This window comes from Streptomyces sp. NPDC097640, from assembly GCF_040302705.1.
GTDB lineage: Bacteria > Actinomycetota > Actinomycetes > Streptomycetales > Streptomycetaceae > Streptomyces.
On record NZ_JBEOSB010000023.1, the window covers coordinates 16,186 to 34,156 of the forward strand.

Below are 17,971 nucleotides of genomic sequence, written 5' to 3' on the forward strand. Positions count from 1 at the left end.
TCCGAAAAGCCGCTCTGCTGATGTCCGCCCCGCGCATGACAGGATGCCACGATGGACGACCATATCTGGTTCATCGGCCTGCCCTACGACGACGACCGTGACGGTTCCACCCCGGCCGACCAGAAGCGTCTCGCCGAGGTCCTGGAGGAGCAGGACTTCCGGACGGCGCCCGTTGAGTTGGGGCCGTCGCTGGAGGTGTGGCTGCCGGGCCTGTCGGATTTCGTGGCCTCAGTCCACCTCGGTGACAGCTGGATGGTGCAGGTCGCCGTCGACGAGGGCCGACTCGACGAGGACTACGACGAAAACCGGGGCAGCAACGACGCCCTGGCGAAGCTGATCGGCATAGTCACCGAATTCGCGAGCACGTACCTCGGGTTCGTCACCGCCGACGACGATGACGATCTGTCCTTCATGGAGGAGAACCCGCCGGTCCAGCTGGAACAGCCGCTCGCGATGGTCTATCTCGGACGGCGCTACCTGAGCGACTGGCCGACCGAGCCGGAGTGGGCCGCGGGCCCCAAGGCACGCTGGGAGTTGCCGACCGGAATCCTGCTGGTTCCGGCAGCCTCCCCGCTCGAGATCAGCCGGGCCCAGCCTCGCCGTTTCGCTTGAACGGCGTCCGCCTCAACGCAACGCCACGCGTTGCGCAGGCGTCTTTCGGCGCGCTTGACACCTACCGGTGCGGAGCGGTCCGAATCGCGTCGGCTGCGGCACGCAGAAGGCAACAACTCTCAGGATGACACTCCGTAGCAGGTGGCAATCGCGGCGGCGCGGTCGCGCAAGGAGGAGCGCAACCACTGCGGGGCCAGGGCTTCCGCGTTCGTGGCGAGCTGCCACAGCGCCCATTCGGCGTGTCGTGAATCCTGAAAGGTCACCTCCAGCCGCAGCCAGCCGTCAGGGTCGGTTTCTTCGGCGAGGACGGCCAGCGCTGTGCCCACCAGGTCCTCGCGCCGCGCCGGGTTCACCCGTACCAGCACCGCGACTTGGTCGCCGCCGGTCCGGAACCGCGTGCTGCGTTCCTGCCAGGCCCGGTCCAGGTCGACCCGGTCTGGTCGCTGGGCGGGTTCGTCGAGTTCCTCGGCGGCCAACACCCGGGCCAGCCGGTAGGTGCGGTCCGCGCCAGACCTCGTGGCCAGCAAGTAGCCCTGGCCGCGTACGGTGACCAGGCCGATCGGGTCCACGGTGCGCCACTTCGGGGCCTGGTCCACAGCCGCGTAGTGGATGCGCAGCTTGTGTCCGGCGAACACCGCGCGCCGGACCTCGGCCACTACGGTGTCGGGCACCTCCTCAGCGACCGCGCGGCGCGAGAGGAGGTCGGTCTCCGGGTCGATGAGCAATCGCTGCGCCGCGCCGGCCGCGGTGTCCCGATGGCCTTCGGGCAGCGCGTCAACCACCTTGAGCATGGCCGAAGCGAGCGCCGAACCGAGACCGAATACCTGCGCGCCACGTCGTGATCCGGCGACCAGCAGGGCGAGCGCCTCGTCGTGGTTCAGTCCGGTGAGCTCTGTCTGGAAACCGGGCAGCAACGCGAAACCGCCGTGCCGACCGCGTTCGGCGTAGACCGGGACGCCGGCTGCGGACAACGCCTCGATGTCACGCAGCACGGTGCGGGTGGACACGTCCAGCTCGCGGGCCAGCGTGGCCGCGGACAGTCGACCGCGCTGGCGCAGCAGCAGCACCAGTGAGACCAATCGGTCGGCGCGCATACGAAAAACTCTACCGGAATACACGACACAGGATGTCGTGGTTCGTTGAGAGGCTTTCAACACGACGTCAGCGATTGGCCGGCAACCGAGCCGATGGACGTACGTACGCCCAATGAATCGAATGGAGCCGATGTGGCATTGGAACGAACGGCAGTCAACCCGGTGACGTGGTCGACGGAGATGGGATTCAACCAGGGTGAGATCGTCTCCGGACACACCCGCACCCTGTACTGCTCCGGGCAGACCGCGATGAGCAACGACGGCAAGCCCCAGCACGACGGTGACATGGCGGCCCAATTGGCCCTGAGCCTCGACAACTTGGAGGCCGTTCTCGGCGAGGCCGGCATGTCTCTCACGAACCTCGTCCGGCTCAACGTCTACACCACCGACGTCGATCTGCTTTTCCAGCACTACGGCGTGCTGGCGTCGCGGTTGGGCGCCGCCAAGGTAGCGCCGACCACCACGATGCTCGGGGTGACACGGCTGGCGATCCCCACCCTGATGGTCGAGCTCGAGGGGACCGCCGTCGCGTGATGCGACCTCGCCACCTCCGCTGCTCGTGCCGGTTGAACCGGCACGAGCAGCAGGCAGGTGGGTGGGTGATTTCCGGTGCTCAGCAGTCGAGGGCGATCTCGCCGACGGCCGGGTGGCAGAAGGCCCTCGTGAGCATCGGCGCGGCCTGTACGTCGTGCCGTTCCCAGAACCGGGGGAAGTCGGGGCCGACGTTGTGGAGTTCGTCGATGGGGCCGGTCACCGCGGGATCGGTGGGGTAGCGGGCGAGGGTGGCGCGGAGCTGCATCACGACGCTCAGCCGGAACTCGGCGGCGTCGGAGATCCCGTAGAGCGTCACGTCGGCGCGCTGTGGCCCGGGGAAGGCCCGGCGCGCGAGGTTGCGGTGCCGGGCTGTAGCCGCCATCAGCCTGCGCAGTGGTGCCCCCTACGATCCAGGTCAGCCGTACATCGCCACGCGGTACAGAGTCGCAAGCGCGTCGTCGATAGGATGGGGCTGCGGCCTGCCGAAGGAGTCGAGCCTGTTCCACCTCTGCATGTTCACCGCGACTGCCATCTGCCGCGTGCCGTCGGCACGGGTCATGGCCAGCGCTCCACCGCCCCAGACCGTGCCGCCATGGCCCCAGAAGGTGCCCTGACCGGGACCTTCCATTGGGTGCAGGCCGAGGCCGTAATCGATCGTCCTCCCCTCTTGGGAGATGACCGGGACAGTGCGCTGCATCTGCGCCAGCGACGACGGACTGACGATCTTCCCGGCCAGCAGCATGCCGTAGAAGCGGTTGAGGTCCGAGACGGTTGATATCAGCGAGGCCGACGGCCCCACCCATGACATGTCGTAGACGCTGTAGTCGCGCGGCGGGTCGATCATGCCGAACCACGCCTCATAGAGCTGCGAGTGCGGCCCGTTGACGTGCGGTCCGGCGGGGAGTTCGGTGTCCCGGAGCCCGGCGCGCTCGATGACGTTCCGGGTGATGTACCGCTCCGCCGTGACGCCGGTCGCCTGTTCCAGGAGTTGGACGAGAAGCAGGTAGTTGGTGTTGGAGTACACCCCCGGAGTGCCGCCCGGGGCGCCGACGGCAGGTGCGGTGACCCCCATCTCGATCAGTTCAGTGGGGTCGAACCGCGTGAGCCGGTGGTCGTCCAGGCTCTGGGGTCCGGTGTCCGCGAGGGCGGGGTACGCCTTGAGTGAGGGGTAGGCGTACGGGAGGTACTCGGCGAGGCCGCTGGTGTGGTTCATCAGCATCCGGACCGTGATCGCGTCACCGCGTTCTCCGGGAACCAGCTTCGGAAGGTACCGGCCGATCGGTGTGTCGAGCCCGATGTGGCCGCTCTCGACCTGCTGTAGGACCGCGGCGGCGGTGAAGGTCTTGGTGATGCTGCCGACGCGGTGCCGCATGTCGGCGGTGACGGGGCGGCCGGTGGCCACATCGGCGACCCCGGCGGCGCCACGCCAGACCTGGTCGCCGTCTCGCACCTCGGCGAACAGGCCCGGCATCCCGGCGCGGTGGACGACTTCGATGGCCGCGTCCAGCGCCGCGGAATCCAGTGGGTTCTTCACGTCATGCGTCCTTTCGTAATCCCCGGGGTGAGCCACGCATTGGCGACCTCCTGCCGGGCCGTCGGGCATGCCCATGCCCTCATTATGCACGCGGTGCGCGCAACGCCAAGCGCATAGGTCAGGCCAGGACCGGCGAAAGGAGCGAGTTGGCAGGCCGAAGGTGCTGGTCGACCGAGGAGATCCTCCGCGCCGCATGGTCGCAATCTGATCATCCATGGGGGCGCGTTGATCACTTGAGAGTGCCATCGTTCGACGGCAGGGAAAGGCGTCCCGCCACGGAACTGGTACGTCCACGACGCCGGCGTATGGCGGCCTGGCCGGCTCCTGTTGTGGGTCGGACGGAAACCGGCGCGCTGAGAAGCCGCGAAACTCAGATCATGCGGCGTAGCGCGGTCTCAACGGCATCGATCAGCGCATCACCTTCGGACCGTGGGTGCCGTGCGAGACCGAATTCAATGTCCGGCAGGGTGGGCAGGGCGTCCGCGTCGCGGCAGACCATGGCCGGTTCGAGATTCGTCGGCAGGAGCGCCGCGACGCCGAGTCCGGCCCGTATCGCGGCGAGCACACCAACCAGGCTGTTGCTTTCGAACGCCACCCGCCAGGGTCGATCGGCACGTTCCAGCGTTTCCAGCACCGACGTACGCCAGGAGCACGTGTTCGAGAACAGCACCACCGGCAGGGGATCGACAGCCACGTCGACACCCTGGCCGATCGCCCAGACCAGCGGGCGGCGTACCGTCCAGCGCGGCGGTCCGGGAACGGCCGGCACCTCGTTGAGCACCAGTTGGACGCGGCCCGCGTCGTAGGCCTCCCGCATCGCGGCGTTGGACATGCTGAGCACCTCCAGCGTCGCGCCGGGGTGCAGCCGGGCGAGGTCGGCGAGGGCCTGCGGAAGCTGGGACGCGGCGAGGTCTTCGAGCAACCCGACGCCGCAGCGGCCGCTGAGCGTGCGCCCGGTTTCGCTGAGTGCCTGTGCGGAGAGCGAGAGAATGCGTTCGGCGTACGGCAGGAGTTCCTCGCCCGCCCTGGTCAGCGAGACACCGGACGGTGATCGGTGAAGCAGCGGACGGCCGATGGCCCTCTCCAGCTTGCGCACTTGCTGGCTGAGCGCGGGCTGGGTATGTCCAAGCGTGGTCGCGGCGCGGCTGATGCTGCCCGCCTGCACGATGGTGACGAAGGACCGCAGCAATGCGGTTTCAAGATCCTTGGCCATAACTGTTCATTATGTCGGCTCCAGCAAGTGAACCACTACCTATGTCATGGCGGAGGATCTAGCGTCACGCAAGTGACCGGATACCGACAGATACTCGCCATGCCAGGGATGGCATCGCTGTTGGGCGTTTCCTTTCTCGCCCGTACCGCGATCACGGCTGTCGTCATGGCGCTGACGATGTATGTCGTGCTGGGCCTGAACATGAGCTACGCGGCAGCCGGCGGTGTCGCGGCAGCTCTGACCATCGGGCTGGCGCTGGGCGGGCCGCTGCTTGGCCGCATGATCGATCGGCGGGGCCTGCGCGCGGTGCTGCTGGTCACTGTCGCAGTGCAGGTCGTGTGCTGGCTGAGCGTGCCGATCCTGCCGTACAGGGCCCTGCTGGGTGCCGCTTTTGCGGCGGGTCTGCTGATGGTGCCGACCCAGTCGGTGACCAGGCAGGCGATCGCCGCGATGACGACGGCGGGACAGCGCCGGGCGGCGTTCGCGCTGGAATCGGTGCAGGGCGAGCTGTCGTACATGGTGGGGCCGGCGGTCGTGATCCTGTGCGCCGCGAAGGTGTCCCCCGCTGTGGTGGTGTGGGGGCTCGGCGCCGCGATCGTGGCCGGCGGAACCGGGATCGCCTTGCTCAACCCGCCGCTGCGCGCCGAGGACGAGGCGGATGCCGGAGCGGCCGGGCGGCCCCCGCGACGGGAGTGGTTGGGCATCGACATGATTGCCGTACTGGCGATGGCGTTCGGTACCACAACGCTGCTCAGCGGCGTCGACCTCGCCATCGTCGCCACGCTCGAAGAAGCAGGTCAGGTGTCCTGGGCCGCCGTGGTCGTGGCCGTGCTCGGCGTGACCTCTGTCGTCGGCGGGCTGATCTACGGCGCGCTGTCCCGGTCGCTCCCCATGTGGTTGCTGCTCGGTTTGCTCGGGCTCGTGACGATTCCCGCCGGGCTTGCCCACGACTGGCCCTGGTTGTGTGTGGCCGTTGTCGGCACCGGGCTTTTCACCGCGCCGACCCTTTCCGCGGTGGCCGACGCGGTGAGCCGACTGACGCCAGCCGGCGTGCGGGGTGAGGCGACAGGTCTGCAATCCTCCGCGCAGAGCGCGGGTTTCGCGCTCGGATCCCCGATCGTCGGGGTGGCGATCGACGCCTCCGTACCGGCGGGCGGCTTCGCGGCCGCCGGGCTGGCCGGCCTCGCCGCCGCGCTGGCTGGATGCCTGCTGTCCCGGCGCCGTCCCCCGCCCCGGCCGCCTACTCCGGCTCGTCGCGAGTCGGTGAGAAGAACAGAGGCGACTCATGTTGGCGACGCGTGAGGCCCCCGTGACGTGTACGCGCCGCGGCGACCACCGTAGCCCCCACGAGCCCCAAGCACACCTGCCAGCCGCGCCCACTCGACCTCGTTCGCCTCCTTGTCCAGGTCGACGCCGGCGTCGTCGTCCAGCATCCAGCTCTTGAGGTCCAGGGAAGCGATCACCGCGTTCGGGTCACCGGTGACAACGAACGGCTCGTCCCCGGCCGGCCCGACGCGTGGAACATCGCACCGTTCGACAGCCACACGATGTCCTCGGTGTGCTCCATACCAGCGTGGCTCTCCATTCAGGTGTGCCGGTTCATCCGATGTATTGATGATCGGCGTGTTCCGGCCGTGCCCGACCACGAATCCGGCCGTTCCTGCACCAAGCTCCCCCTCGGGTTCGGCGAACCCCGAAATCGGTGCACACAAGGAGCACGCACATGAGTCCTGAGTGCAGGTCAGCGTCCCTGCTGGGACCGCAGCCCCGTCGCCGCGCGTGGACGACCGGCAGGGCGCTCGCCTCGCTCGCGCTGGTTCTGGCGGCCGGGGTGGTCAGCCCGGCCATGGCGTCGGGGCACCCGGTCGGCGCCACGGGGGCGACCAGGGCAAGCGGGACCTTCGCCAATGTCGGCGCGAGCATCTTCGCCGATTCCAGCCAGACGATCCCGACCAACATCCCCACCAAGATCAATTTCACCGGTGCGGACTTCGATACGGACTTGATGTTCGATCCGATGAACTCGGCCCTGGTGGTCCACACCGCCGGTCGGTACCTCCTCGAGGGAAGGATTCTCTGGGCCAACCTCATCCCGATCCCGGCAGAGGGAGCGAATCGGGAACTCCTCATCAACCTCAATGGCAACGCCATCGCCGGAGATGCACAGAACACCGTGGACCCCGGCGGCTTCGAACTGTCGCAGGACGTGTCCACGATCGTTCAGCTGAACGTTGATGACGTGATCTCCCTCAGCGCCTTCCAGACCACCGGACACGACGCCACCTCGTTGCACTCCAGCGGAGGGATGTCAGGGAAAACACTGGCCCCGCAGCTCGTGGCGGAATGGCTCGCCCCATAGGCAGTAGGCAGCGCCCAGTTGGACGGTCCTACGAGGCGTCTGCGGGCAGGATCTCGACCGTGGTGGCGGCCCAGTCGGCGGGGATGTCGAGGACGGCCGAGTCCGGGGCGGGGGTGGCGCCCGGCGTCTTCCGCGCCTGACCGCTGGATGAATGAGTCCGATGCTTTCAGCGGTCGTGCACGATCAGCGGGCGTTTGACCGCGCTGATGGCGACCGGCCCTCCAGAACAGGGCCGCCTCGCGTAGGTGTTCAGCCGCGGAGTCCAGCCGAACAACTCGGTGACATCCACGAGACGGCTGAAAAGAATACCGACACAGGATGTCGGGTTTTGGGTCGACCATGGCTTCACCGGTTGGCGCCGAGGGTGGACGCGGACCGGGCCCCACAGACAGACAAGGACCTCCATGCGCGAAACACCAGAAGATCTCAAAGAGCTCCAGGCCCTCCTTGACTCCTCCCTCTCCCGCTCCACCTCGCACCTCCGCTCAATCATCAACACCACGAGCACACTGACCGCAGATCAACTCACCCGCGTCCTCACGGGCATGTGCACCCTCGCCCTGTCCACCGTGACAGCGAAGGGTGAACCGCGGATCAGCGGCGTGGACGGGCACTTCCTGCATGGGAAGTGGCACTTCGGCACGGCGCGCGGCGCCGCCAAGGCCCGCCACCTCGCCGCGCGGCCCGCCGTCAGCGCCGCGCACATGCGCGGTGAGGACCTGGGCGTGTTCACGCACGGCGCGGTGGAGATCCTCAACCCCCAGGGCGGTGAGCCGGCCGCGGACTGGCCGGACCTGCTCGCGTACTTCAAGGACTTCTACGGCGACGACCTCTTCGACTGGGACAACGACGTGGTCTACTACCGGCTGCATCCGCACTGGATGACCGTCTACGCCCCCGACATGGCCAAGCTCACCGCGACGTCCCCCTCCTGATCCACGGCACGGCCCGGCACCGGGACCGGCCACGTGATGAGAGACGTCCGCCGCATTCGTCGCGAAGCGCCAACGCAGCAGGAACGCATCATCACGCGGTACCCGAACGAGGACAACGAGATCCAGGGCGTGCACATCCCCGCAGGATCGTGCATCAACGTCCAGCCCGGGCCGAGCACACCTTCGTGGTCGGCGCCGACCACTCCCCCACGCGTGGCAGAAGTGCCTGCTTTCATTAGAATACCGCCATGACCGTCCATCGAGTGGCTGTGCTGGCGCTGGACGGGATGGCCCCGCTCGACCTGGCCATCCCTTTGCAGATCTTCGGCCCGCGCACGGAGACCCCCTACGAGGTCTCCGTGTGCGGACCGAGCAGTCCCGCCTCCACCACCAGCGGTTTCCCGCTGGCCGTCACCAGCGGACTGGACGTCCTGAGCGGAGCCGACACGCTGATCGTGCCGGGGTTCGGTCCGGGGTTCCGGTCACACCCGGGGCCATTGCCGTCGGCGGTGCTCGACGCGCTGGCCACGGCCCGCGACCGGGGCCGGCGGGTGGTGTCCATTTGTACCGGGGCGTTCGCGCTGGCCGCGGCCGGCCTGCTCGACGGATTGCACGCCACCACACACTGGCAGCACACGGACGAACTCGAACGGGACTACCCCTCCGTGCACGTGGATCGTGACGTGCTCTACGTGGACGAGGGCAACGTCCTCACCTCGGCCGGGGTGTGCTGCGGCATCGATCTGTGCCTGCACATCGTGCGCCGCGACCTGGGCGCCGTCGTGGCCAACCGGATCGCCCGGGGCATAGTCGCCGCTCCCCACCGCGAGGGCGGCCAGGCCCAGTACGTACCCGCACCCGTCACGGTCACCGGCGACACCGCGCTGGCCGACACCCGGGCCTGGGCTCTGGAACGCCTCGGACAGTCGCTCACCGTGACCCAACTCGCCCGCCACGCCGGCATGTCCGAGCGCTCCTTCATGCGCCGGTTCGTCGAGGAGACGGGCACGACACCGTTGCAATGGCTGGTGGGCGCCCGGCTCGGCCTGGCACGCGAACTCCTGGAGACCACCGACCGCTCCATCGACCTGGTGGCGCGCGACTCCGGCCTGGGCTCGGCCGCCAACCTGCGCCTGTATTTCCGGCGCGCGCTCAACACCACCCCGACCGCTTACCGGCGCGCCTTCACCCGCCACGTCCCGCACCCACCCGCATGACGTCCGATCGAGCAGGCGAAGTGAGTCACGTGCCTCGGAACACCACCGTGGCCGGCGCTGTCGGTGAGGACGAGCGGACCGGCCCATGCCCTCGTCCCCTGTTTCCCGTGCCGTCCTCCCGCCTGCGTCGAGTCGCCGTCCTTGTGCTCGAGGGTGCGAAGCCACTTGACGTCGGCATCCCCGCGCAGGTGTTCACGACCCGGGCGAGTATGCCGTACGAGGTGCGGGTGTGCGGTGCGGCACCGGGGCTCGTGGCCGGCGGCGACGGCCTGGCGCACCACGTCGCCCACGGGCTCGACGCGCTCGCGTGGGCCGACATTGTCTTCGTCCCCGGCTATCGGTTCCCGGACCGCGACGACCCGCCCCAGGCCGTCGTCGATGCGCTGATCGCCGCACACGACCGGGGCGCACGGCTTGCCGCCATCTCGACGGGCGCCTTCGCGCTCGCCGCCACGGGCCTGCTCGACGGCAAGCGCGCCACGACGCACTGGCACTACACGCGGGCGCTCACGGCGAAGCATCCGCTCATCCGGGTCAACGAGAACGTGCTGTTCGTCGACGAGGGCAGCGTGCTGACGTCGGCCGGCGCCGCCTCGGGCATCGACCTGTGCCTGCACATTCTGCGCGGCGACCTCGGGGTGGCCGCGGCGAACCACGCGGCCCGGCGCCTGGTCGCGGCCCCCTACCGCAGCGGCGGCCAGGCGCAGTACGTGCCGCGCAGCGTGCCCGAGCCGCTCGGCGAACGGTTCGCCGCCACCCGCGAATGGGCCCTGCACCGGCTCGACGAACCCCTCAGCCTCGAAGCCCTCGCCCGGCACGCGGCGGTCTCGCCGCGCACGTTCTCGCGGCGCTTCGTCGAGGACACCGGGTACACGCCGATGCAGTGGGTCATGCGCGCCCGCATCGACCTGGCCCGTGAGCTGCTCGAGCGTTCGGAGCGCAGCATCGAGCAGATCGCGAACGACGTCGGACTCGGCACCGGCGCGAATCTGCGCACGCACTTCCAGCGCATCCTGGGGACCACACCGAGCGAGTACCGGCGGACCTTCACCCGGGGAGAGTAGCCCGCGGCCCGGCCTGGCGCGATCCTTTCGAACCATGGCGCACACGCCACAGCCGCGGCCGCATCGCGCACGCGAGGCTGGTGACGAACCGAAGGGACACCACTCATGACTCGCATCGCCATCAACGGATTCGGCCGCATCGGGCGCAATGTGCTGCGCGCCCTGCTCGAGCGCGACAGCGACCTCGAGATCGTCGCCGTCAACGACCTCACCGAGCCGGCCACCCTCGCCCGGCTGCTCGCCTACGACACCACAGCCGGACGGCTCGGACGTCCGGTGACCGTCGACGGCGACACCCTCGTCGTCGACGGCCGCCGTATCAAGGTGCTCGCCGAGCGCGAGCCGGCGCAGCTGCCGTGGGCCGAGCTCGGCGTCGACATCGTGCTGGAGGCGACCGGTCGCTTCACGTCGGCCAAGGCCGCCGGCGCCCACCTGGACGCGGGTGCGAAGAAGGTGCTGGTCAGTGCGCCGTCGGATGGCGCCGACGTCACGCTCGCGTACGGGGTCAACACGGAGACGTACGACCCGGCCGTGCACACGATCGTCTCGAACGCCTCCTGCACGACCAACGCGCTCGCGCCGCTGGCCGCGGTGCTCGACGAGCTCGCCGGCATCGAGCACGGCTTCATGACCACGGTGCACGCCTACACGCAGGAGCAGAACCTCCAGGACGGCCCGCACCGCGACGCCCGCCGCGCCCGCGCCGCCGCCGTCAACATCGTGCCGACCACGACGGGCGCCGCCAAGGCCATCGGCCTCGTGCTGCCCAACCTCGACGGCAAGCTGTCGGGCGACTCGATCCGCGTGCCCGTGCCGGTCGGCTCGATCGTCGAGCTCAACACCACCGTCGCCCGCGACGTGACCCGCGACGACGTGCTGGCCGCGTACCGCGCCGCCGCGCAGGGCCCGCTCGCCGGCGTCCTCGAGTACTCCGACGACCCGCTCGTCTCGTCCGACATCGTCGGCAACCCCGCCTCGTCGATCTTCGACGCGGCCCTCACCCGCGTCGAGGGCCGCCACGTCAAGGTGGTCGCCTGGTACGACAACGAGTGGGGCTTCTCCAACCGCGTCATCGACACGCTGGAACTCCTCGCCGCACGCTGACCGGGCCCCGAGCCTGCCGGGGCGCGCCTGTGGCGCAGGCGGTCTTGTGGGCCTCGCAGCCCACAAGACTGCCGTGATCCCGGCCCGGGTTTTCAGCCGCGCGCCGTGATGGCGGGTTGAGGGAACGTGACGCCGGTCAGTTCCTCGGAGACGGTCCACAGGCGTCGGGCGGTGACGGGGGCGCTGGCGGCGGGCGAGCGGCCGACCAGGGTCGGGGCGCCACGCATTTCGAGCCTGCCGTCGGGGCCGACGTAGCTCCCACCGGGCAGATCCTGGACCGCGGCGTACAGCGTGGGCAGCGCACCGGCCTGGCTGTCCTGGGCGATGAGCCGGTTGCCCAGACGCATGAAGAGGCCGCGCAGGAGGCTGGCGTCGTGGCCCTGGAGGTTGGTGGCGGCCCAGCCGGGGTGCGCGGCCAGGGCGCGCACGGGCGAGCCCGCCTCGGTGAGCCGTCGCTGGAGCTCCAGCGTGAAGAGCAGGTTGGCGAGCTTGGACTGGCTGTAGGCGGCCATCGGGCTGTACTCGCCGGTCAGGTCGAGGTTGTCGAAGTGGATGCGGGGGCTTCCCGGGGTCTTGTGCGCTGCGGAGGACAGCGTCACCACGCGGTCGGTGATGCGCGGCAGCAGCAGATTGGTCAGGGCGAAGTGGCCCAGGTGGTTGGTGCCGAACTGCATCTCGAAGCCGTCCTTGGTGCGGCCTTCCGGGATGTTCATGACGCCGGCGTTGTTGATGAGCAGGTCCAGGTCGCCGTCCCAATCGGCGGCGAACTCGCGCACGGACGAGAGGTCGGCCAGGTCGAGGCGGCGCACCTCCACGCTGCCGTTCATGCTCGCTGCGGCGTCCTCGCCGCGCTTCGGGTCCCGTATGGCGAGCACCACGTGGGCACCGGCGCCGGCCAGTGCCTTGGCGGTGGCGAGGCCGAGCCCGCTGTTGGCGCCGGTCACGACGGCGGTACGGCCACTCTGGTCGGGAATGTCACTGATGGTCCAGGGCTGTGTATTCGCGTTCTTTGCCATGCCCCCAATGTATGCGGTGCTCACAATGTTTGCAACGACTACAATGTGTGCGTTGCTCACACCGGGCTAGGCTGAGGGCATGACGAACCGCCGTTACCACCATGGAGACCTCCCTGCCGCCCTGCTCGCCCGCGCCGAACAGACCCTGCGCGAGCGGGGAGCGGGTGCGCTGTCCCTGCGGGAACTGGCCCGTGACATCGGGGTGAGCCCGGCGGCGCCCAGCCGCCATTTCAAGGCGAAGCAGGAACTCCTGGACGCCCTTGCGCGGACCGGCTTCGAGCGGCTCGCCGAGGCCATCGCGGACTCCCAGGAGGGTGCCGGTGAGTCGTTCCCCGAGAGGCTGGATGCCGCTGCTCGCGCCTACGTGGGCTTCGCAGTGGACAACGCCGCGCTGCTTGATCTGATGTTCTCCGTCAAGCACAGCCCGGAGGCGTCAGAGGCGCTGGGGGCGACAGCCCACCGCTGGTCGGAGCGGCTCCTCGAACTGATCAGTTACGGGCAGCGCAGGGGCGAGGTGCGCGACGGGCCCCTGGAGCGGGTCGCTCTGCCTCTCTTCGCGGGGCTGCACGGCTACGCCGGCCTGAGCGTGAGCGGCATGCTGCCGCCAGAGGTGGCCGAGCACGGACTGGACGACGTGATCGCCTCCCTCCTGCGCGGCTGCGAGCCGGATTAGAACCGTGCGGGACGAGCGGGTCGGCCCTGGTCAAGGTCGGCCCTGGTCAAGGTCGGCCCGGGCTGCGAAGGCCACGGCGGCGGAAAAGGGCGGCTGCGCTGATGGCGGCTCCTGGAATCGCCGATGGGGCGTCCGGAATCGCACAGTGGAAGGGGGCGGTCCCAGGCACGTCGGCTCGTGGAGGAGTTGACGGGCAAGCGGGTGCGGCACCGCCGCACCCGGTCCTCACCTCTCCGAACCTCTCCGATACGGAGGACAACGTCATGGGTTCTCTTGATCTGACCGGACGCGTGGCCCTGGTCACCGGAGCGACCAGCGGCATCGGCGCCGCCACTGCGGCGCTGCTGGCCCGCCGGGGCGCGCATGTGCTGGTCGCCGGCCGGGACGCCTCCCGCGGCGAGTCCGTGGTCGCCGCCATCCGCGACCGCGGCGGCAAGGCCGACTTCATCGCCGCCGAGCTGGGCCAGGTGCAGTCGGTACGGCAGCTGGCGCGCCGGGCCGTGGAGCTGGGCGGCGGCCGGGTGGACATCCTGATCAACAACGCGGGCATCTACCCCTTCGGGCCCACCGAGCAGGCGACCGAGAGTGAGATCGAGACCGTCTACGCGCTGAATGTGAAGGCGCCGTTCCACCTGGTGGCGGAACTCGCGCCTGCCATGGCCGAGCGCAACACAGGCGCCATCGTCAACGTGAGCACCCAGGTCGCCGCCTACGGGGCGCCGGGTATGGCCCTGTACGGGTCGAGCAAGGCGGCCGTGGAACTTCTGACCAAGGCGTGGGCCGCGGAGTACGGCCCGCGCGGGGTCCGGGTCAACGCCGTCCGGTCCGGGCCCGCCCGGACGGAGGGCACGGCGGGCATGGGCGAGGACCTCGGCGCGCTGGCCGCCCAAGCCCCGGCGGGCCGCCCGGCCGAGCCGGAGGAGATCGCCGAGGCGATCGCCTACCTGGCCGGCGACGCGGCAAGCTTCGTCCACGGTGCCGTACTGCCCGTCGACGGCGGCCGCACCGCCGTCTGACCTCCCGGCAGGACACCGCACGGCGGTCGGCTGGTCGAACCGGACTAGGCTGCCCGAGCGCGGGAACTGCGGGACCCGTCTGGTCAGCCGGTGACGTTGGCGAAGGGGCGGCCATCGCCGAACGCGAGCCGCGCGAAGTTCTCGCCGATGCGGCGGTGTCCTGCGGGATCGGGGTGGACCTCGTCGGGCAGCGGGAACTCGGCATAGTCCCTCTCGCCGTACAGGTCGCGGCCGTCGAGGTAGTGCAGGTTCGGGTCGTCGGCCGCACGCTGGTGGACGATCCGGGCGAGTTCGTCGCGGATGACGTTGAGCGTCAGGCGCCCGGCGGCGCGTTCCGCCGGATCGCCCGTCGCCTTGAACCGCAGGGTGCCCCCGTCGAAGTCGGGCGCGAGGGGGCCGGGGGTGTCCTCATGGACCGGGCACAGGATGGCGGACACGAGCAGCAGCGGCGTGGCCGGATGTCCCTCGCGGATGGTGTCGAGGAAGCCGTGGACCGCGGGGGCGAAGGCGCGCAGGCGCATGACGTCGGCGTTGACGATATTGATGCCGACCTTGACGCTGATCAGGTCCGCGGGGGTGTCCCGCATCGCGCGGGCGGTGAACGGGTCCAGCAACGCGCCGCCTCCGAACCCCATGTTGACCAGCTCCACTCCGCCCAAGGCGGCTGCCAGGGCCGGCCAGGTGGCGGTCGGATTCGTGGCGTTCGAGCCGTGGCTGATGGAACTGCCGTGGTGCAGCCACACCCTGCGCCCGCTGTCCGGCGCCCGCTCGACGGGGGCGTCGGTGCGCAGGGCGATCAGCTCGGTGATCTCCGTGTGCGGGAGCCAGATCTCGACATCCTTGTCACCCGCCGGCAGACCGGTGAACCGCGCGGTGCCGGCCGGCCCCTCCGACAGCTCGGAGGACTGGGTGACCATGTCGGTGATCGTGCGCACGTTACCGCCGGCCACCGTGGCCTGGGCAGCGAGACGGCCGTCGACCAGCAGGTCGTACACGCCGTCCGCCGGGGCCGGGAAACCCCGGTAGATCCGCTTGGTGGGCAGTGTGTCCAGTTCGATCGTGGTGGCCCGGGTACGGAAAACCAGCCGCACGCCGGAGGGCTGGGCCTCGGCCACGGCCAGTTGGCTGTCAGGGATCTGCCAACGCGCCCGGGCGGGCAGCCGGTGCGGGAGCAGACCGTGCGCGGTCGCTTCCACGTCGAGATGACCGCGCAGGATGTCGGCGGTGACGGGTGTGGTGATCGTGTCGTGCTCGGTTTTCATTGCTTCAGCCTGTTGATCAAGATTTGACGGTCCGGGGTCAGCCCGGCTCCAACCATAACCTCGCCCACATAAAGCGACAACCATCATGCGATCACCTAATGGATTTAGGCAAATGATCGATACGTATGGTCCGCCAGGATGACGCTGCCCGACGGGCACATCGCCGAGTTCACCGCCGCCTGACCACTGGGAGTGGTGCGGAAGGCGGCGGTGGGGGGCCGCGGGAGGGACGGATGAGGCACGATCCGCCCCTCCGGCGGCGCCGGGGGCGAGGTCCTCGTCAGCCCCCGGCAGGCGGAATCGGGGCATCGGCGGATTTCCGCTTTCCGGCCACCGGACGCAGCGCGGTCGGGGTCCGGGTGTCCGGGGGCATCTGTACGGCCAGGCCGTCGGCGTTGTCGGCGAGGGCGAGTTGGGAGATGGCGTTGACCAGGGTGAGTGTTCCGTCTGTGGCGGTCAGCTGCCAGCGCTGTGTGCGGGTGTTGTCCGAGCAGGTCTGCTGGGTGATGGTGGCGCCTGCTTCCAGGGGCGCTCCGAGGTAGCGCCGGCCGGTGGCCATGTCCAGGCACTTGCCGGTGGTGGTGCCGCCGCGGACCGCGCGGATGCGGTAGTAGCCGTCGGGGGTCGCCGACAGGGCCCAGGCCGCGTCGGAGTCGGCCGCCAGCCTGGCCGGGGCTCCTTCCGTGGTGCCCGCCGTGGTCAGGCGCTTGGCCGTGCCGGGGAGGGTGAGGGCGTAGGTGCCGTCCTTCAGCGGGAGGCGTGTCACGTTGTTCCAGCCGGGGGCGTGGCCGAGCCGGTCGGCGAGTTCGGCGAAACCGGTGTAGGCGGGGGCGGGTTTGGGGCTGCCCCAGGTGGTCTGGGCGATGAAGCGCAGCGGCATGAACGCGTCGGTCTCGACTTCGTTTTCGGTCTGTTCGGATGCGAAGTCGGGCCACATCGTGATCTTGGCGCCGGTGACCCGGGGCTGGGGGCCGGTGAGTGTCTCTTCTTCGAAGCGCAGGGGTGTCCAGTCGCTGTCGTACAGGGCCTGGGTTCTCATCTTCGAGCCGCCGCGGATCAGGTAGAGGGAGTAGGCGGAGTTCATGACCTGGTGGCCCTGGGCGAGGAGCGCGGAGGGCGGCTGCTTTGCCTCGGGGGTCCAGTGCTCGACGTCGATGTTCGGGTCGAGAGAGATGGTGTTGTCGCCGGTCAGCCCGTCGTTCCAGATCCGCAGGGTTCTCCCGCCGGCCCGCACGTGGGTGTTCACGCGGTTGACGAAGTCGATGAACGCGTCCTGAGGAGTGGCCGATGCGCCGTATTTGGCCTTCGCGTAGGCGGCGATCTGGGGGTAGGCGGCGTAGTCGGAGCCGAGCATGTACTCGTCGGCGCCCATGTGCCAGTAGGGGGTGTCCCAGACCGTGAGGGCCTCGTCGAGGAGCCGGGTGTAGAAGGTGTAGGCCTCGGGCCGGGTGATGTCCAGCCGCGAGGGCGAAGGAGTGCCGGAGGAGTCGGTGAGCTGGAGTTCGGGGTGGTTCTGGAGGTAGGGGTCGATGTGTCCCGGGGAGTTGATCTCGGGAATGAGGGTGATGTGGTATTTCTTCGCCATGGCCGAGAGCTGTCGTATCTCGTCCTTGGTGTAGTAGCCCCAGAACTTGGTCTTCGGGTAGTCGTCGCTGGCGACTTTCGCCTCGATCCACAGCTGGTTGAGCTTGAGATAGGACATCTCCCGCATCAGCCGCTCGAACCAGGGCATCGAGATGTGGATATAGCAGGCGCACACTCCCACGCCGCGCTCGGCGTACCGGGGGACGTCGACGGTCCGGCCGCGCGGCAGCTCGGTCTGGGGCTGGCCGTTGAGCATCTGTAGCACGGTGCGGGTGCCGAGGAACACTCCGTCGGCGGTGGCTCCGGTGACCCGTACGGTGTCGGAGACGAGAAGTTCGTATCCCTGCGCGCCGAGGTCTCCGGCGCCGGAGTCCAGGCGCAGGACCACGTCGCCGGTGCGGGGCTCCTGTCCGGTGACCACGGGCAGTCTCAGTCCGGTCGCGCCGGCCAGGTCGTCGGCGAACGTGGCCGCATCGGCCTGGGCCTGCCCGGTCGCGGGCGCGAGGATGCGGGAACCCTGGTGCAGTTGGAGGGTGCCGGTGCCGGCGGTCCATCCGGCAAGGGCCGGTATCACCTGGGGCGTGGCGGGGGTGCGGGCGGCGGCGGACGCGGGGGTGAGTGCCGACGCGGGCAGGGCCGGTGGCACGAACAGGGCCAGGGTGGCGAGGAGGCAGACGGCCCAGCGGGGGCGTCCACGCGTGGAGCGCAGTCGTTGGATCACTGTGTCCATGGGCATGAGGGTTGTTACCCACTT

18 protein-coding genes and 1 pseudogene are annotated in these 17,971 nt (G+C 69.5%); 10 read left to right on the top strand and 9 right to left on the bottom strand.

Annotated elements, in window-relative coordinates:
* Positions 1-51 precede the first annotated feature (51 nt).
* A complete protein-coding gene (locus tag ABTY62_RS31295; RefSeq protein ID WP_352132788.1) occupies positions 52-612 on the top strand; it encodes a hypothetical protein in 561 nt (186 codons plus the stop codon).
* A gap of 119 nt (positions 613-731) precedes the next feature.
* Here the strand turns inward: ABTY62_RS31295 and ABTY62_RS31300 are convergent, their stop codons facing one another.
* The gene (locus tag ABTY62_RS31300) at positions 732-1,706 is read right to left on the bottom strand and encodes a helix-turn-helix transcriptional regulator (RefSeq protein ID WP_352132789.1); all 975 of its coding nucleotides are present in this window, start codon (positions 1,704-1,706) and stop codon (positions 732-734) included.
* 138 nt (positions 1,707-1,844) lie between these two features.
* On the opposite strand from ABTY62_RS31300, the gene ABTY62_RS31305 reads away from it, so the two are divergent.
* Entirely contained in the window at positions 1,845-2,240 is a 396-nt protein-coding gene (locus ABTY62_RS31305; protein WP_352132920.1) for a RidA family protein, read from the top strand.
* 79 nt (positions 2,241-2,319) lie between these two features.
* On the opposite strand, the gene ABTY62_RS31310 is transcribed toward ABTY62_RS31305, so the two are convergent.
* The 3 genes from ABTY62_RS31310 to ABTY62_RS31320 all read right to left on the bottom strand — a co-directional run bounded on the left by ABTY62_RS31310 (position 2,320) and on the right by ABTY62_RS31320 (position 4,987).
* Positions 2,320-2,622: an MmyB family transcriptional regulator gene (locus tag ABTY62_RS31310; RefSeq protein WP_352132790.1), complete on the bottom strand. Its 303-nt coding sequence runs from the start codon at positions 2,620-2,622 to the stop codon at positions 2,320-2,322.
* A gap of 33 nt (positions 2,623-2,655) precedes the next feature.
* A complete protein-coding gene (locus ABTY62_RS31315; protein WP_352132791.1) occupies positions 2,656-3,774 on the bottom strand; it encodes a serine hydrolase domain-containing protein in 1,119 nt (372 codons plus the stop codon).
* Positions 3,775-4,144: 370 nt separating this feature from the next.
* Positions 4,145-4,987, bottom strand: coding sequence for a LysR family transcriptional regulator (locus tag ABTY62_RS31320; RefSeq protein ID WP_352132792.1), 843 nt, complete (start codon positions 4,985-4,987; stop codon positions 4,145-4,147).
* A 108-nt stretch (positions 4,988-5,095) separates the two neighbouring features.
* Here ABTY62_RS31320 and ABTY62_RS31325 point away from each other — a divergent pair, with 108 nt between their 5' ends.
* Positions 5,096-6,289 carry an MFS transporter gene (locus ABTY62_RS31325; protein ID WP_352132793.1) on the top strand — a complete coding sequence of 398 codons (1,194 nt, stop codon included), beginning with the start codon at positions 5,096-5,098 and terminating at the stop codon, positions 6,287-6,289.
* On the opposite strand, the gene ABTY62_RS31330 is transcribed toward ABTY62_RS31325, so the two are convergent.
* A complete protein-coding gene (locus ABTY62_RS31330; RefSeq protein ID WP_352132794.1) occupies positions 6,271-6,531 on the bottom strand; it encodes a hypothetical protein in 261 nt (86 codons plus the stop codon). The two genes, ABTY62_RS31325 and ABTY62_RS31330, sit on opposite strands and share 19 nt — an antisense overlap.
* A 179-nt stretch (positions 6,532-6,710) precedes the next feature.
* On the opposite strand from ABTY62_RS31330, the gene ABTY62_RS31335 reads away from it, so the two are divergent.
* Positions 6,711-7,346 carry a hypothetical protein gene (locus tag ABTY62_RS31335; RefSeq protein WP_352132795.1) on the top strand — a complete coding sequence of 212 codons (636 nt, stop codon included), beginning with the start codon at positions 6,711-6,713 and terminating at the stop codon, positions 7,344-7,346.
* A gap of 31 nt (positions 7,347-7,377) precedes the next feature.
* Here ABTY62_RS31335 and ABTY62_RS47560 read toward each other — a convergent pair.
* Positions 7,378-7,461 (bottom strand): annotated as a pseudogene (locus ABTY62_RS47560) (DUF4097 family beta strand repeat-containing protein); the annotation flags it as partial.
* Positions 7,462-7,750: 289 nt separating this feature from the next.
* On the opposite strand from ABTY62_RS47560, the gene ABTY62_RS31340 reads away from it, so the two are divergent.
* From ABTY62_RS31340 to gap, 4 genes are all read left to right on the top strand, one after another.
* Positions 7,751-8,281: a pyridoxamine 5'-phosphate oxidase family protein gene (locus tag ABTY62_RS31340; RefSeq protein WP_352132796.1), complete on the top strand. Its 531-nt coding sequence runs from the start codon at positions 7,751-7,753 to the stop codon at positions 8,279-8,281.
* Between the two features lie 248 nt (positions 8,282-8,529).
* A complete protein-coding gene (locus tag ABTY62_RS31345; RefSeq protein ID WP_352132797.1) occupies positions 8,530-9,498 on the top strand; it encodes a GlxA family transcriptional regulator in 969 nt (322 codons plus the stop codon).
* Positions 9,499-9,605: 107 nt separating this feature from the next.
* Complete coding sequence (locus ABTY62_RS31350; protein ID WP_352132798.1) at positions 9,606-10,562, top strand: GlxA family transcriptional regulator; 957 nt, start codon at positions 9,606-9,608, stop codon at positions 10,560-10,562.
* 105 nt (positions 10,563-10,667) lie between these two features.
* Positions 10,668-11,666 carry a type I glyceraldehyde-3-phosphate dehydrogenase gene (gene gap / locus ABTY62_RS31355; protein ID WP_352132799.1) on the top strand — a complete coding sequence of 333 codons (999 nt, stop codon included), beginning with the start codon at positions 10,668-10,670 and terminating at the stop codon, positions 11,664-11,666.
* Between the two features lie 92 nt (positions 11,667-11,758).
* On the opposite strand, the gene ABTY62_RS31360 is transcribed toward gap, so the two are convergent.
* Positions 11,759-12,682 (bottom strand): oxidoreductase, encoded by a 924-nt coding sequence (locus tag ABTY62_RS31360; protein WP_352132800.1) that lies wholly within the window; start codon positions 12,680-12,682, stop codon positions 11,759-11,761.
* A gap of 79 nt (positions 12,683-12,761) precedes the next feature.
* Here ABTY62_RS31360 and ABTY62_RS31365 point away from each other — a divergent pair, with 79 nt between their 5' ends.
* Both ABTY62_RS31365 and ABTY62_RS31370 read left to right on the top strand, forming a co-directional pair.
* Positions 12,762-13,355: a TetR/AcrR family transcriptional regulator gene (locus ABTY62_RS31365; protein ID WP_352132801.1), complete on the top strand. Its 594-nt coding sequence runs from the start codon at positions 12,762-12,764 to the stop codon at positions 13,353-13,355.
* Between the two features lie 263 nt (positions 13,356-13,618).
* Complete coding sequence (locus tag ABTY62_RS31370) at positions 13,619-14,371, top strand: SDR family NAD(P)-dependent oxidoreductase (protein ID WP_352132802.1); 753 nt, start codon at positions 13,619-13,621, stop codon at positions 14,369-14,371.
* Between the two features lie 83 nt (positions 14,372-14,454).
* On the opposite strand, the gene ABTY62_RS31375 is transcribed toward ABTY62_RS31370, so the two are convergent.
* Together ABTY62_RS31375 and ABTY62_RS31380 are read right to left on the bottom strand one after the other, a co-directional pair.
* The gene (locus tag ABTY62_RS31375; RefSeq protein WP_352132803.1) at positions 14,455-15,633 is read right to left on the bottom strand and encodes a GDSL-type esterase/lipase family protein; all 1,179 of its coding nucleotides are present in this window, start codon (positions 15,631-15,633) and stop codon (positions 14,455-14,457) included.
* A gap of 280 nt (positions 15,634-15,913) precedes the next feature.
* A complete protein-coding gene (locus ABTY62_RS31380) occupies positions 15,914-17,947 on the bottom strand; it encodes a glycoside hydrolase family 20 protein (RefSeq protein WP_352132804.1) in 2,034 nt (677 codons plus the stop codon).
* Positions 17,948-17,971 lie beyond the last annotated feature (24 nt).